16 protein-coding genes are annotated in these 13,193 nt (G+C 64.2%); 12 read left to right on the top strand and 4 right to left on the bottom strand.

What is annotated here, in order from left to right:
* Positions 1-33: 33 nt before the first annotated feature.
* Positions 34-1,188, bottom strand: coding sequence for a phosphoserine transaminase (locus tag KUW17_RS06995; protein ID WP_222477228.1), 1,155 nt, complete (start codon positions 1,186-1,188; stop codon positions 34-36).
* A 280-nt stretch (positions 1,189-1,468) separates the two neighbouring features.
* Here KUW17_RS06995 and serB point away from each other — a divergent pair, with 280 nt between their 5' ends.
* From serB to KUW17_RS06970, 5 genes are all read left to right on the top strand, one after another.
* Positions 1,469-2,344 carry a phosphoserine phosphatase SerB gene (gene serB / locus KUW17_RS06990; RefSeq protein ID WP_222477225.1) on the top strand — a complete coding sequence of 292 codons (876 nt, stop codon included), beginning with the start codon at positions 1,469-1,471 and terminating at the stop codon, positions 2,342-2,344.
* Between the two features lie 8 nt (positions 2,345-2,352).
* Entirely contained in the window at positions 2,353-3,111 is a 759-nt protein-coding gene (locus tag KUW17_RS06985) for a TSUP family transporter (RefSeq protein ID WP_222477218.1), read from the top strand.
* Positions 3,112-3,176: 65 nt separating this feature from the next.
* Positions 3,177-3,497 (top strand): ArsR/SmtB family transcription factor, encoded by a 321-nt coding sequence (locus KUW17_RS06980; RefSeq protein WP_222477194.1) that lies wholly within the window; start codon positions 3,177-3,179, stop codon positions 3,495-3,497.
* Complete coding sequence (locus KUW17_RS06975) at positions 3,494-3,931, top strand: SRPBCC family protein (protein ID WP_222477186.1); 438 nt, start codon at positions 3,494-3,496, stop codon at positions 3,929-3,931. Before KUW17_RS06980 ends, KUW17_RS06975 begins: the two co-directional genes overlap by 4 nt.
* A 33-nt stretch (positions 3,932-3,964) precedes the next feature.
* On the top strand, positions 3,965-4,285 hold the full coding sequence (locus KUW17_RS06970) for a YciI family protein (RefSeq protein ID WP_222477179.1): 321 nt from the start codon (positions 3,965-3,967) through the stop codon (positions 4,283-4,285).
* A gap of 37 nt (positions 4,286-4,322) precedes the next feature.
* Here the strand turns inward: KUW17_RS06970 and KUW17_RS06965 are convergent, their stop codons facing one another.
* Positions 4,323-5,321: an asparaginase gene (locus KUW17_RS06965; protein WP_222477177.1), complete on the bottom strand. Its 999-nt coding sequence runs from the start codon at positions 5,319-5,321 to the stop codon at positions 4,323-4,325.
* A gap of 192 nt (positions 5,322-5,513) precedes the next feature.
* Here KUW17_RS06965 and KUW17_RS06960 point away from each other — a divergent pair, with 192 nt between their 5' ends.
* From KUW17_RS06960 to rlmN, 3 genes are all read left to right on the top strand, one after another.
* Complete coding sequence (locus tag KUW17_RS06960; protein ID WP_222477169.1) at positions 5,514-6,044, top strand: invasion associated locus B family protein; 531 nt, start codon at positions 5,514-5,516, stop codon at positions 6,042-6,044.
* Between the two features lie 100 nt (positions 6,045-6,144).
* On the top strand, positions 6,145-6,540 hold the full coding sequence (locus KUW17_RS06955) for a lysozyme inhibitor LprI family protein (RefSeq protein ID WP_222477167.1): 396 nt from the start codon (positions 6,145-6,147) through the stop codon (positions 6,538-6,540).
* Between the two features lie 108 nt (positions 6,541-6,648).
* Positions 6,649-7,836 carry a 23S rRNA (adenine(2503)-C(2))-methyltransferase RlmN gene (rlmN, locus tag KUW17_RS06950; protein WP_222477163.1) on the top strand — a complete coding sequence of 396 codons (1,188 nt, stop codon included), beginning with the start codon at positions 6,649-6,651 and terminating at the stop codon, positions 7,834-7,836.
* A 40-nt stretch (positions 7,837-7,876) separates the two neighbouring features.
* On the opposite strand, the gene KUW17_RS06945 is transcribed toward rlmN, so the two are convergent.
* Positions 7,877-9,118: a type I secretion protein gene (locus KUW17_RS06945; protein ID WP_222477154.1), complete on the bottom strand. Its 1,242-nt coding sequence runs from the start codon at positions 9,116-9,118 to the stop codon at positions 7,877-7,879.
* 341 nt (positions 9,119-9,459) lie between these two features.
* On the opposite strand from KUW17_RS06945, the gene KUW17_RS06940 reads away from it, so the two are divergent.
* Complete coding sequence (locus tag KUW17_RS06940) at positions 9,460-9,660, top strand: hypothetical protein (protein WP_409996769.1); 201 nt, start codon at positions 9,460-9,462, stop codon at positions 9,658-9,660.
* 27 nt (positions 9,661-9,687) lie between these two features.
* Here the strand turns inward: KUW17_RS06940 and KUW17_RS06935 are convergent, their stop codons facing one another.
* Complete coding sequence (locus KUW17_RS06935) at positions 9,688-10,536, bottom strand: TIGR00730 family Rossman fold protein (protein WP_222477150.1); 849 nt, start codon at positions 10,534-10,536, stop codon at positions 9,688-9,690.
* A gap of 148 nt (positions 10,537-10,684) precedes the next feature.
* Between KUW17_RS06935 and KUW17_RS06930 the strand changes: the two genes are divergently transcribed.
* From KUW17_RS06930 to dapD, 3 genes are all read left to right on the top strand, one after another.
* Entirely contained in the window at positions 10,685-11,605 is a 921-nt protein-coding gene (locus tag KUW17_RS06930) for a threonine/serine dehydratase (protein ID WP_222477148.1), read from the top strand.
* Positions 11,606-11,643: 38 nt separating this feature from the next.
* A complete protein-coding gene (locus KUW17_RS06925) occupies positions 11,644-12,243 on the top strand; it encodes a GntR family transcriptional regulator (protein ID WP_222477146.1) in 600 nt (199 codons plus the stop codon).
* 118 nt (positions 12,244-12,361) lie between these two features.
* A complete protein-coding gene (dapD, locus tag KUW17_RS06920) occupies positions 12,362-13,189 on the top strand; it encodes a 2,3,4,5-tetrahydropyridine-2,6-dicarboxylate N-succinyltransferase (RefSeq protein ID WP_222477144.1) in 828 nt (275 codons plus the stop codon).
* Positions 13,190-13,193: the final 4 nt, after the last annotated feature.

Here is a 13,193-nt window from a genome sequence, read left to right as displayed (position 1 = left end):
GCTGCCCGGCGGTGCCGCCGGGCAGTACAACTATCAGGCCGCTTCGGTCTGGGCGGCGATCTCGGCCTCAAAGGCCCATTTGATCCAGGGCATCAGCGCGGCCACATCGGCGGCCTCAACCGTGCCGCCGCACCAGATGCGCAGGCCCGGAGGCGCGTCGCGGTAGGCGCCGATGTCATACGCCACGCCTTCGGCTTCCAGGCGCTTGGCCACGGCCTTGGCAAAGGCGGCGCCGTCCTTGATGCGCTCGTCCGTGAACTTGAGGCAGACCGAGGTGTTCGAGCGGTATTCCGGCTGCTCGGCCAGGAAGGCGATCCAGGGATTGTCCTGCACAAAGCTTTGCACCGCGGCCAGGTTGGCATAGGCGCGTTCGCGCAGGCCTTCCATGCCGCCGACGGAGCGGGCCCAGTCCAGCGCCAGCAGGTAGTCCTCGACCGCCAGCATCGAAGGCGTGTTGATGGTGGCGCCCTGGAAAATGCCGTCGATCAGCTTGCCGCCCTTGGTCAGGCGGAAGATCTTGGGCAGCGGCCAGGCCGGGGTGTAGCTTTCCAGCCGCTCCACTGCGCGGGGGCTGAGGATGATCATGCCGTGCGCGGCTTCACCGCCCAGCACCTTCTGCCAGGAGAAGGTGGTCACATCCAGCTTGTCCCAGGGCAGGTACTGGGCAAAGGCGGCCGAGGTGGCGTCGCAGATGGTCAGCCCGTCGCGGTCCGCCGGAATCCAGTCGCCATTTGGGACGCGCACGCCGGAGGTGGTGCCGTTCCAGGTGAAAACGACATCGTTGGTGAAATCGACGGTCGAGAGGTCCACAATCTGGCCGTAGTCGGCGGTCTTGACGGTGGCGTCCAGCTTCAGCTGCTTCACCGCGTCGGTCACCCAGCCGGAGCCGAAGCTTTCCCAGGCCAGCATCTCGACGCCGCGGGCGCCCAAGAGGTTCCACATCGCCATTTCCACCGCTCCGGTGTCGGAGGCGGGCACGATGCCGATCTTGTAACCGGCGGGGATGTTCAGGATTTCGCGGGTGCCTTCGATCGCCGCCTTCAGCTTCTCCTTGCCCACCGCAGCGCGGTGCGAGCGGCCCAGCGGCGCGCCTGCAAGTTTGCTCAGATCGAAGACGGGGGGTTTGGCACAGGGGCCGGACGAAAAGCGCGGATTGGCCGGCCGCGCGGCAGGTTGTTCAATAGCCATAAATGCTACCCTTCCAGATAAGCGCCCCTCGTTGGGGAGGGGTGTCCCGCCATCAGAGCTAGTGTGCTGCAGCGCGGCACGCAACAGATATTTTGAAATAATGCGGCTGTTCATCTGTTTTTTGCGACATGAATTTCCACCATCGGAAACAGCCGCGCTGAAATGGCGCAATTGGCTGTTCCTTATGATGCCCCCTGGTTTCAGCAGTTTTTTGCCGTCTGGCTGTTCCGCCGCGGCGGCGTTATGACAGGGGCAGATAGCGCCGGAACGGAGCCCGCCGATGTACACCGCCACCCTGCTTTGCAACCCTGCCCGACCGGTGCTGGAACCCGCGCTGATCGAATCGCTGCGCAATGCCTGGGGCGGCGGCGAGGCAGCCTGGCTGGCGCCGGGAGTGGCGGCTGAGTTTCCGCTGGAGCGGATGCCGGACAATCGCTGGGACGCCTGGGCGGATATTCAGAAAATGGGCGCCGACCTGGTGATCCAGCCCAGCGCCGAGCGGAAAAAGAAGATGCTGCTGGCCGACATGGATTCCACCATGATCCAGCAGGAATGCATCGACGAGCTGGCCGAGGAGGCGGGCGTCGGCGCGCGCGTGAAGGACATCACCGCACGGGCGATGAACGGCGAGCTGGATTTCGAAGGCGCGCTGACTGAGCGGGTCGGGCTGCTGAAGGGGCTGCCGGAATCGGTAATTGGCAAGGTGCTGGAGGAGCGCATCACGCTGATGCCTGGCGGCAAGCAATTGCTGGCAACGATGAAGGCCGATGGCGCCTATGCGGCGCTGGTTTCCGGCGGGTTCACGGCGTTCACCGCACGGGTCGCGGCAGAGCTGGGCTTTGACGAGAATCGCGCCAATACGCTGCTGGCGGAGGACGGCCAGCTGACCGGCGAGGCCGCGCGCCCGATCCTGGGCCGCGAGGCCAAGGTGGAGGCGCTGGAGCAGATCACTGCCCGGCTGGGGATTGCGGAGGCAGATGTGATCGCGGTGGGTGACGGCGCCAATGACCTGGGCATGCTGAAGCGCGCGGGCGCGGGGGTGGCGCTGCACGCCAAGCCCTCTGTCGCAGCGGAATGCGATATCCGCATCAACCACGGCGATCTGACGGCGCTGCTGTACATTCAGGGTTATGCCCAGGACGACTTCAAGGGCTGATCGACCGCATGCTGGAAGTGGGTATTGAAACCCTGCTGCTGTTGCTGGCAGCGGGGTTTGCCGCCGGGTTCATCGACGCGATTGCCGGCGGCGGCGGGCTGATCACCGTGCCGGTTCTGCTGCTGGCCGGGGCCAATCCGGTCACTGCGCTGTCGACCAACAAGATACAAGGTTTGTTCGGCGCGGCAACTGCGGCGGCCACATATGCCCGCGCCGGGCATGTTGACCTGAAGGCCCAGGTCGGGCCTGCGCTGATTGCCTTTGCGGCGGCAGTTGCGGGCGCGTTTCTGGTCGCCTACCTGCCCACCGAATGGATCAGGATGATCCTGCCGGTGCTGCTGATCGCCATTGCGGTCTTCTTTGCCCTGAAGAAGGGGCTGGGCGATCTGGACCGGCACCGGCGCCTGTCCCCTGCCCTGTTCACCGCCACCATGATCCCCTTGTGCGGCGCCTATGACGGGCTGCTGGGCCCGGGGGCTGGCAGTTTTTACATGCTCGCCTTTGTGTCGCTGGCGGGCTACGGCATTCTCAAGGCCACGGCGCATACCAAGCTGCTGAATTTCGCCTCCAACGCGGGCGGGCTGGTTGCGTTTTCCTTCTTTGCGACCCCCTGGTGGATCACCGGCCTGCTGATGGGCTGTGCCCAGATCGCCGGGGCACGGGCGGGCGCGGGGCTGGCAAAGAAACAGGGCGCCAGGGTGATCAAGCCGCTGCTGGTGGTGACGTCCGTATCGCTGGCTGCCAAGCTGCTGTGGGACATGGTGTGACGGCTGGTTGCAGCCTCACCAGTAGTTAACCTTTTTATTAATTAACAATCATGCTAAAAATGGGCATGACACCGATTCTGAAGTCCTTTGCCGCCCTGTCGGACGAGACCCGCCTTTCAATTGTGGACCAGCTGATTTCCCAAGGCGAATTGCCTGCAGGCGATCTGGCGCCAGGCGCCGGTATTTCGGCCCCCGCCATATCACGCCATTTGAAAGTCCTGCGCGAGGCGGGGCTGATCTCGCAGCGGGCGGAAGGCACCCGGCGGCTGTATTCCGCCCGCCCCGAAGGGTTGCGGATGATTGCTGAGTGGACACAATCGCGCCGTGCCTTCTGGGAACGCAGCCTGGACCGGCTGGAAGCGGCCCTGATGGAGGATGATGCATGAGCGACCTGCAGCTGAGACGGACCTTTCCGGTCAGCCCGGAGAAACTGTTCGGCTGGGTGACCACGCCGGACAAGCTGCTGAAATGGTGGGGGCCGGAAGGAGTTTCCATTCCGGAGCATGACCTCGACCTGAGCCGCACCGGCCCCTGGTATTCGGTCATGCAGAACAGCGACGGCCAGCGGTTCCATGTTTCCGGCCAGGTGACCCATGTGGATGTGCCGAAATCCGTCGGTTTCACCTGGGCCTGGCATGAGGAGGACGGCAGCCGCGGCGCCGAAAGCCATGTGACCTTAACCATCGCGGCCGCCGGGGATGGCGCCATGCTGGTGGTTGATCACCGCGATCTGGGTGACGACGGCATTGCCGCGCGCCACGAGGAAGGCTGGACCTCCACCCTGCGCAAGCTGGAAGCGGAGCTGGCCAAGAGTTCCTGAACAGGGTTTCACCGCAACCAAGGGAGAAGACCAATGCCACAGTTCATTTTTGCTTATCACGGCGGCAAAACTCCGGAGAGCGAGGAAGAGGGCGCCAAGGTCATGCAGGCCTGGAAGGACTGGATGGGGGCGATGGGGGATGCCCTGAAGGTGCCGGGCGCGCCGGTCGGCCTGTCCAAGACCGTCAGCGCCGGCGGGGTGGCGGACAATGGCGGTGCCAATCCGCTGTCGGGCTATTCGGTGGTGGAAGCCGCCGATCAGGACGCGGCTTGCGAAATGGCCAAGGGCTGCCCGATGGTGGCGGATGGCAGCGGCTCGGTCGAAGTCGCAGAGATCATCGAGATGGAGATGTAACGCAAATGCCCCGGGTTTGAGCCCGGGGCATTCGTTTTCAGAACAGCAGTTCGGCGGCGGGGCGGATTGACCCGCATTCCAGCCCGCGGCGGCTGTAGAGCATCTTGTTCATGTACTTGCGGGTCTCCGGGTGGTCCGCGTCCAGCACGCCGAGGCTGACCATCAGCGCCGCAATCGCGCATTCGCTGGCACGGGTGGTGCCATCGGCAATCTTCAGCGCAACGCCCAGTTTCTGTTCCGGCAGGATGGCGATGAACACCGCCTCGGCCCCGGTCTTGATTGCCACCTTGCCGTCCATGGCGCGCATCAGGTTGGTGCAGCAGCGGGTTTCGCCGGCCACCAGCTCGGGATGCGCGGTCATAGCGGCAACCAGCTGCTGCGCCGCGTCGGACGCGCGGTCGGAGCGGTCCGCGGCGCTGGCAAACCAGGCCATCGAACGCGCCAGCCCGGTGACGGTGGTGGCAAAGTTCGGCGCCGAGCAGCCGTCGATGCCATAGCCGGGGCTGTCCTGGCCGGTGGTTTCCTCAAACGCCGCCAAGCAGGCCTGCTGCACCGGGTGGTCCATCTCGATGTATTCCGAACCGCCGCCCAGGTACTGGTTCAGGGTCAGGAAGCCCGCGTGTTTGCCGGAGCAGTTGTTGTGCACCTGGCAGGGGCTGCTGTCGGTCTTGATCAGCTCGTTGCGGGCCGGAATGTCGTCCGGCAGCTGCGGGCCGCAGCGGAAATCGTCATCATCCATGCCCAGCTGATCCAGCCAGGAGTTAACACGGTCCGTATGAATGTGCGCGCCGTTGTGGGAGGCGCAGGCCAGCGCCAGCTGTTCAGAGGTCAGCCCATAGCGCGCGGCCGCACCGGAGGTGATCAGCGGCAGCGCCTGGATCATCTTGGCGGAACTGCGCGGATAGATCACTGCATCCGGGTCGCCCCAGCTGCGCACCACCTGGCCACTGTCATCGCAGATGACGGCATGGCCCAGGTGCAGGCTTTCCAGCAGCGGGCCGCGCCAGACTTCGGCCATGGGCACTGGATTCGGCATGATGTCTCCCCTCATGTTTGCATGCGGATTTCTGGGCGAAATCCTGCCAAAACGCACTTTCGCCCGTGGTGCTAGTTACGTTAGTGTGCTTGTGTAGCGCAAGCGAGGGGATCGGGACCAGACAGCGGATGAACGCTGCGGGCCCTTTGCTTGGTTTTGAGGTATAAGAGAACAGTCTTGGAGTCGGGACAAATGGCATTGAAACTCGCCCGCGTGGCTGCGGGCCTGTGTCTGGCAGCATTGGCAACCACCGCAACTGCGCAGGAAACGTCGAACAACCGGGTTGCAGCCAAGGTGGACTGGAGCGTCTTCGAGGGCAACGATCCGAATGAATGCTGGGGGGTTTCCGCACCGAAGGAGACCGTGAACACCCGCGACGGCCGCGTCGTGGCGGTGCGCCGCAGCGAGATCCAGCTGTTTGTCACCTTCCGCAGCGGCGATGCGCCCAAGGGCGAAGTGAGCTTCACCGGCGGCTACCCGTTTGCGCCGGGGTCGACCGTGAACATGGCAATCGGCGAGTCCGAGTTCGAGCTGTTCACCGAGGGCGAATGGGCCTGGCCGGCAACCCCCGCGGATGATGCCAAGATCGTCACCGCCATGAAGCGCGGCGCCGATGCGGTGTTGACCGCGCGTTCGGCGCGGGGCACCCAGACCAAGGACACCTTCTCGCTGCTGGGGTTCACCGCGGCGGTCGAAGACGCGGAAAAGCGCTGCAGCAAGTAACCCTCTGCATGCGCGGAAATCTGGCAAACCCCGGCCCGCGCCGGGGTTTTCTTGTTTGAAGGCCGCGGGGCGCGTAGCATGAGGGCAGGAGGTGCTGCCCATGCTGAACTCTGTCTTTCCCCCGATCCCTTGCCTTGCAGTTCTTCTGCTTGCACTGCCCGCCTGGGCCAATCCGGCACTGGAATGCGGCCAGGGCAGCCAGGAGGAAGTCGGCTCCTGCGTGGCCGAGGATGAGGAAGGTGTCGAAGCGGCGCTCTTCAATGCATTGGAAGCGGCAATGATCACGGCTGCAGAGCGGGACAATACCAGCGGCGGAACGGCGTCGGAGGCGGCGCTGATGCAGAGCCAGAACACTTGGGAAGCTTTCCGGGCAGCACACTGCAGTTACATCGGAACGGCGCATCCAGTGCCTGAAGAAGCCGGCATTGCCACCCGCGCGTGCTGGACCAAGCTGGGCCGGGCAAGGGTTGAGGAACTGGTGCGGCTGAGCAAATGAACCTTGTCCGCCCCGCTGCCTGAAATGTGTTTTGGCGGATTCCTTTTGATCTCCGTTCGAAATCCTATATAGAGCCGCATCCGCCCACCATCATCCGAGGCTTTTGCCATGACCGCCAGCGCGCCGATCACCCAGGACGTAATGACCCTGCCCCGCAAGGAGCCCGAGGGCGGCAAGATCAATCTTGTCGGCCTGACCCGCGAGCGGATGCGCGAAGTTCTGATCGAACACGGCACCCCGGAGAAGCAGGCCAAGATGCGGGTCGGCCAGATCTGGCAGTGGATCTACCAATGGGGCAAGCGCGACTTTGCCGACATGACCAACCTGGCCAAGGCCTACCGCGCGCAGCTGGCGGAGACGTTTGAGATCCGCATCCCCGAGGTGGTGAGCAAGCAGGTGTCGACCGACGGCACCCGCAAATACCTGGTGCGGATCAACGGCGGCCATGAGGTCGAGGTGGTCTATATCCCCGAGGATGACCGCGGCACCCTGTGCATCTCCTCCCAGGTGGGCTGCACCCTGACCTGCTCCTTCTGCCATACCGGCACCCAGAAGCTGGTGCGTAACCTGACCCCGGCCGAGATCGTCGGCCAGGTGATGATGGCGCGCGACGATCTGGAGGAGTGGCCGGTGCCGGGTGCGCCCAAGGAAGAGACGCGCCTGCTGTCGAACATCGTGCTGATGGGCATGGGCGAGCCGCTTTACAACTTCGACAACGTGCGCGACGCGATGAAGATTGCGATGGACCCGGAGGGCATTTCCCTCAGCCGCCGCCGGATCACGCTGTCGACCTCCGGCGTGGTGCCGGAAATTGCCCGCACAGCCGAGGAAATCGGCTGCCTGCTGGCAATCTCCTTCCACGCCACCACCAACGAGACCCGCGACGTGCTGGTGCCGATCAACAAGCGCTGGAACATTGACGAGCTGCTGCAGGCGCTGGCGGATTACCCCAAGGCCTCCAACTCTGAGCGGATCACCTTTGAATACGTGATGCTGGACGGGGTGAATGACTCGGACGAGGACGCGCACCGTCTGATCGACCATATCAAGCGCTACAACATCCCGGCCAAGATCAACCTGATCCCGTTCAACGAATGGCCGGGCAGCCCGTACAAGCGGTCCTCCAACAACCGCATCCGGGCCTTTGCCAATATCATCTATCAGGCAGGTTACGCCTCGCCGATCCGCAAGACCCGCGGCGATGACATCATGGCCGCCTGCGGCCAGCTGAAATCGGCCACTGAGCGCGCCCGCAAGAGCCGCAAACAGATTGAGGCCGAAGCCGGGATGAAGTAACCCCGGCTCCGGCCCCGCTGCGGCGGGGTCCCCGGCTGCCTTAACTGAAAATGAAGTCGTCCGCGGTCAGCCCGCCGGTGTAACCGGTGAGCTCAATGTCGTGGTTGCCGTAGTAACTGATCAGCGTGTTGCCGCCCTGCTCTGTGATGGTCAGATCGCCGAAGCCGCTGACCACTGTTGCCGAAAACTCGATCCTGTCGTTGCCACTGCCGAAATCGGTGATGGTCTCGTCTTCCCAGTAATCCGCATAGACAAAGACAAACACGTCGGCGCGGGCGCCGCCGGTCAGAACATCAGAGCCGTCGCCACCCACAATTCTGTCGCGGCCGGCGCCGCCGTTCAAAGTGTCATCGCCGCGGCCGCCGAACAGCGTGTCATTGCCGCCATTACCGCGCAGGATGTCGCTGTCATTGCTTCCGCCTGAATAATCCCCGCTGTCCGAACCGCCATGAAGCACGTCATGGCCCTTGCCGCCCCAAATCCGGTCGGCGCCCTGGCCGCCGCTGACAGTGTCCGCACCGCCGCCGCCGAACAGCCTGTCATCCGCTTCGCGGCCCAGCACCGTGTCGCTGCCGGCCATTGCCCGGATCACCGTATCCTGACCGGTCGCAAGCACCGTCTCGGAACGTTCGCTGGCCTCGATCACAACACGGCCGGCCTGATTGAGACTTGCAGTCCAGCCCTCTGTGCCGCCGGTGCCGCCGTAAAGGTGCTGCAGCGCCTGCAGATCGAACATGCCAAGTTCGGTGGCATTGTAGCCGCCGTAGTTGTAGGTCATGACCGAATGGGCCTGGTCGTCGAGATGCCCTGCCAGCGTGTTTTCGCCATCATGGGGATGCTCCAGCCCCACAGCATGGCCGATTTCGTGCAGGATCGTTTCATAGCCGTATGAACCCGGCGCCATGCTGCTGCCCTGGATTGCCAGCTGCCCCTGCCCGGTAGAGTAGGCGCTGGACCAGGCATAATGAGCCCAGCCTGCGGCGCTGCCGCCATCGTAGCCGAACACATTGATCATCGCCGGGCCATCGGTTTCGACAAAGATCAGCCCGGCGGCCTCCTCGAATTCGGCCAGCGCCAGGCGGAAATAGTCGCGCTGCGTCTCGTTGAAGGACCAGTAGCCGGTTGCGCCATAAGGATCACTGGACGCGTCATCCAGTTCACCGCTGCTGACGAAGCTATAGGTCACAACCGTTTGAGTGCCGAGGCTAACCTGACTGTTCCAGCGGTAATTGCCATTCGACGTATAGGCCAGAAGTGACGTGTAGTCTGAGACTTCGGACATCCTTGCTCTCCACTGCTCCACCGCCGGTAAGGTATTGTTTGCAAATACGGCCAAGTTTGGCCGCTTTTCAGGCGCAACCGGCGCAAACACGTTAAGGTTTGTTGTAAATGGCGGATATCTGCGTGTTAGGGACGCGCCTGGGCGCGGATTCCGGCCGGTCCGCCCGGCACGGCCGCCGGCGGTTCAGCAGCCTCCACGCCTGTTGCAAGGCGGGCACAGTGCCTGACGCTTGAGCCGCCGCCGCATTCTTTCCCCAATCCGGTTCCATTTCCGCCGCTTGCGGCAAACAGTTTCCAGATTACGGACAATCAAATTTTCAGAAGGAAACGCAGATGGCTCCGATGGAACGAAAGACCGCCCCGATCGACCCCAGCGTACTGGACCTGATCCGCAGCGAACGGCAAAAAGCGCTGAGCCCGCGGGAGTGGCAATTCCGCCTGCGCGGCTACGGTTATGCAGTGAAAACCGTGGAAGGCACCCAGATCCTCACCCGGCTGACCACCGGAGATGAAGTGGGCAGACTGCCGCCGGAATTCGCCTGATCCCGGCAGCAGCAGTTCACGCTGCGCTCAGCGCTCGCGGCCCGGCAGGCTGTCGCGCGGCGGCGCAGGCTCCCAGTTTTCAATGATCTTCACCGCTTCCTGCGCGGTATCGACCACCCGGAACAGGTCCAGATCCTGATCCGAGATGGTGCCGGCATCGGCCAGCGCCTCCCAGTTGATAATCCTGTCCCAGAATTCCTTGCCGAACAGCAGGAACGGCACCCGCTCCATCCGCCCGGTCTGGATCAAGGTCAGGCTTTCGAACAGCTCATCCATCGTGCCGAAACCGCCCGGGAAGACCGTGATCGCCCGCGCCCGCATCAGGAAATGCATCTTGCGGATCGCGAAGTAGTGGAAGTTGAAGCTGAGATCCGGGGTCACGAAGCCATTGGGCGCCTGTTCATGCGGCAGCACGATCGACAGGCCGATGGAATGGCCGCCCGCATCCTGTGCGCCGCGGTTGCCCGCCTCCATCACGCCAGGGCCGCCGCCGGTTACCACGACATTCTGACGGCCGCCGCTCTGCTTGGATTTCTCCGTCATCAGCCGGGCGAATTCGCGTGCCTCATCATAAAAATGCGACAGGTCCGCCAGCGTCTGGGTACGCGCCTTGTCCTTGTGCTCCGGGTCCGGAATGCGGGCGCCGCCGAACATCACGATGGTGCTTTCGATGCCGCGCTCGTTCAGCATGAGCTCAGGTTTCAAAAGCTCCAGCTGCAGCCGCACCGGGCGCAGCTCCTCGCGGTACATGAAATCCTGGTCGGCAAAGGCCAGGCGGTAGGCAGGCGACCGGGTCTGCGGCGTGGCGGGAACATGCTCTGCCCGGTTCCGGTCGGTATGGGCATCGCTGAAACGGCTGTGGCGGTCTTCGGTCATGGATAATCCAGGTAAAAAATAACAGGACCTCCTTTGTAACCGCCCTTGGCTGTTAGCGCCAATCAAGAATGCAGGAGAACGCGCCGTTCCGCTTGCGCCCGGGCCCGGCACCGATAAGGTTCCGGCGCAGCAGGCAGGAGGGCAGCGCATGGATTGGCAGAAAGAAATCAAGGCAGCGGCAGAGCGCATCCGCCCGCATGTGCAAGAGACCCCGGTGATGCAGACCCGCGGTTTCGGGCTGGACTATCCGCTGGAGCTGAAGCTGGAGCACATGCAGCACACCGGCAGCTTCAAGGCCCGCGGCGCCTTCAACACGCTGCTGAGCCAGGAAGTGCCCGCGGCCGGGCTGGTCGCTGCCTCGGGCGGCAATCACGGCGCCGCAGCGGCCCATGCCGCGCATCAGCTGGGCCACCGGGCCCGGATCTATGTGCCGGAGATGGCAGGCCCCGCCAAGATATCGCTGATCGAACGCACCGGCGCCGATCTGCAGGTTGTGCCCGGCGCATATGCCAACGCGCTGGAGCAGGCGCAGGCCTATGAGCGGGAGACTGGAGCGATGCAGGTCCACGCCTATGACGCGCCCGCCACCGTCGCGGGACAAGGCACCTGCTTTGCCGAGTGGCAGTCCCAGGGGCTGCAGGCGGATACCCTGCTGATCGCGGTGGGCGGCGGCGGGCTGATTGCCGGCGCGCTGGCTTGGTTCCAGGGGGCAAAGAAGATCGTCGCTGTGGAACCGCAGAACTCCTGCGCGCTGAATGCCGCTCTGGCGGCGCAACAGCCGGTGGATGTGGAAGTCTCCGGCGTGGCCGCCAACGCGCTTGGCGCCAAGCGGATTGGCAATATCTGCTTTGAACTGGCCGTTGCGCAGGGCGTCACCTCCCTCACCGTTCCGGACAGCGCAATCACCCAGGCGCAGACTGCCCTGTGGCGCGAACGCCGGATCCTGGCCGAGCCCGCTGGCGCCACGGCACTGGCAGCGCTGATGTCCGGCACCTACAGGCCGGCGCCGGGTGAACGTGTGGCGGTACTGATCTGCGGGGGCAACATTGCCCCGGACCCGCTGGTATAATCCTTGCGGGCCGGAATCCGCACAGGTATCGCCATAATATGTCTGCAACCATCGCTGATACGATCTACCACGCCCTGAGCGAACGCATCATCACCGGCAGCCTGCCTGCCGGGGAAAAGCTGCGCCAGGACCATATCGCGCGGGAGTTCGAAGCCAGCCACGTGCCCGTGCGCGAGGCGCTGTTGCGGCTGGAGGCGCACGGGCTTGCTGTTTCCGAACCCCGCCGCGGCACCCGTGTCAGCGCGCTGAACCCGGCGGAGATCCGCGAGGTGATCGAGATGCGGGTGGCGCTGGAGGTTCTGGCGCTCACCCACGCCTTTGGCCGCCTGACAGCTGAGGACATCGACGCCGCGGAGGCCGCCCGCCTGGCCTGTGACGCGGCAGAGGACATGGCCGGCTGGGAGCGGCTCAACCGTGCCTTCCACAAAGTGATCCTGGCCCCCTGCGCAATGCCCAGGCTGCTGGCCTCGATCGACGATCTGCACATCGCCGCCGCCCGGCATCTGTTTGCCAACTGGCAGCATCAATGGAGCCGCCGGGTGGACGCAGACCATGCCGCCATCGTCCAGGCGATGGCCCGGCGCGATGCCGCCGGCGCCTGCGAGATCCTGCGCCGCCACTTGCGCCGGGTGCGCTGACCGGCAGGAACCCGGCAAAACGCCGTCAGGAGCGGCAATTTGGACGCAATCCGGACATGACCTGCAGGCAGTTTGCCGCTATGAAGCTGCGACTCAAACCGACGCCGGAGGAACATCCATGTCCAACGCCCAGCTGGAAGCAGCGATCGAAGCCGCCTGGGAGGCGCGCGACACCATCACCCCCGCCACCACCGGCGAACAGCGTGAAGCCATCGAAGACACCCTGAATGCGCTCGATTCGGGCAAGCTGCGGGTGGCCGAGAAGCTGGAGAACGGCGACTGGCATGTGAACCAGTGGGCCAAGAAGGCGGTGCTGCTGGGCTTCCGCATCAAAGACATGGAAATCCACGAAGGCGGCCCGCAGGCCGGCGGCTGGTGGGACAAGGTCGACAGCAAATTCAACGGCTGGGGCGAAGCTGACTGGAAATCCGCAGGCTTCCGCGCAGTGCCGAACTGCGTTGTCCGCAAATCCGCCTATATCGCACCGGGCGCAGTGCTGATGCCCTCCTTCGTGAACCTCGGCGCGTATGTCGACGAAGGCACCATGGTCGACACCTGGGCCACCGTCGGCTCCTGCGCGCAGATCGGCAAGAACGTGCACCTGTCGGGCGGCGTCGGCATCGGCGGCGTGCTGGAGCCGATGCAGGCCGGCCCCACCATCATCGAGGACAACTGCTTCATCGGCGCCCGTTCCGAGGTGGTCGAGGGCTGCATCGTGCGCGAAGGCTCGGTTCTGGGCATGGGCGTGTTCATCGGCAAGTCGACCAAGATCGTCGACCGCGAGACCGGCGAAGTGATGTACGGCGAAGTGCCGCCCTACTCGGTTGTGGTGGCGGGTTCGATGCCGTCGAAGAACAACATCAGCCTTTACTGCGCGGTGATCGTGAAGCGTGTCGACGAGAAGACCCGCTCCAAGACCGGCATCAACGAGCTGCTGCGCGACTGATCCG

The organism is Leisingera aquaemixtae, assembly GCF_019801145.1.
GTDB classification, from domain to species: Bacteria; Pseudomonadota; Alphaproteobacteria; order Rhodobacterales; family Rhodobacteraceae; genus Leisingera; species Leisingera aquaemixtae_A.
This window is presented reverse-complemented; position numbering and strand designations above follow the sequence as displayed.

Bases quoted from the DNA above. Each gene is read 5' to 3' on its own strand.
- KUW17_RS06970 (WP_222477179.1), top strand. From the start codon at position 3,965: ATGCCACAGTTCATTTTTGCTTATCACGGCGGCAAAACTCCGGAGAGC.
- rlmN (WP_222477163.1), top strand. From the start codon at position 6,649: ATGACCGCCAGCGCGCCGATCACCCAGGACGTAATGACCCTGCCCCGC.
- KUW17_RS06975 (WP_222477186.1), top strand. From the start codon at position 3,494: ATGAGCGACCTGCAGCTGAGACGGACCTTTCCGGTCAGCCCGGAGAAA.
- KUW17_RS06980 (WP_222477194.1), top strand. From the start codon at position 3,177: ATGACACCGATTCTGAAGTCCTTTGCCGCCCTGTCGGACGAGACCCGC.
- KUW17_RS06925 (WP_222477146.1), top strand. From the start codon at position 11,644: ATGTCTGCAACCATCGCTGATACGATCTACCACGCCCTGAGCGAACGC.
- KUW17_RS06985 (WP_222477218.1), top strand. From the start codon at position 2,353: ATGCTGGAAGTGGGTATTGAAACCCTGCTGCTGTTGCTGGCAGCGGGG.
- KUW17_RS06960 (WP_222477169.1), top strand. From the start codon at position 5,514: ATGGCATTGAAACTCGCCCGCGTGGCTGCGGGCCTGTGTCTGGCAGCA.
- KUW17_RS06935 (WP_222477150.1), bottom strand. From the start codon at position 10,536: ATGACCGAAGACCGCCACAGCCGTTTCAGCGATGCCCATACCGACCGG.
- KUW17_RS06930 (WP_222477148.1), top strand. From the start codon at position 10,685: ATGGATTGGCAGAAAGAAATCAAGGCAGCGGCAGAGCGCATCCGCCCG.
- KUW17_RS06940 (WP_409996769.1), top strand. From the start codon at position 9,460: ATGGAACGAAAGACCGCCCCGATCGACCCCAGCGTACTGGACCTGATC.
- KUW17_RS06945 (WP_222477154.1), bottom strand. From the start codon at position 9,118: ATGTCCGAAGTCTCAGACTACACGTCACTTCTGGCCTATACGTCGAAT.
- dapD (WP_222477144.1), top strand. From the start codon at position 12,362: ATGTCCAACGCCCAGCTGGAAGCAGCGATCGAAGCCGCCTGGGAGGCG.
- KUW17_RS06995 (WP_222477228.1), bottom strand. From the start codon at position 1,188: ATGGCTATTGAACAACCTGCCGCGCGGCCGGCCAATCCGCGCTTTTCG.
- KUW17_RS06965 (WP_222477177.1), bottom strand. From the start codon at position 5,321: ATGCCGAATCCAGTGCCCATGGCCGAAGTCTGGCGCGGCCCGCTGCTG.
- serB (WP_222477225.1), top strand. From the start codon at position 1,469: ATGTACACCGCCACCCTGCTTTGCAACCCTGCCCGACCGGTGCTGGAA.
- KUW17_RS06955 (WP_222477167.1), top strand. From the start codon at position 6,145: ATGCTGAACTCTGTCTTTCCCCCGATCCCTTGCCTTGCAGTTCTTCTG.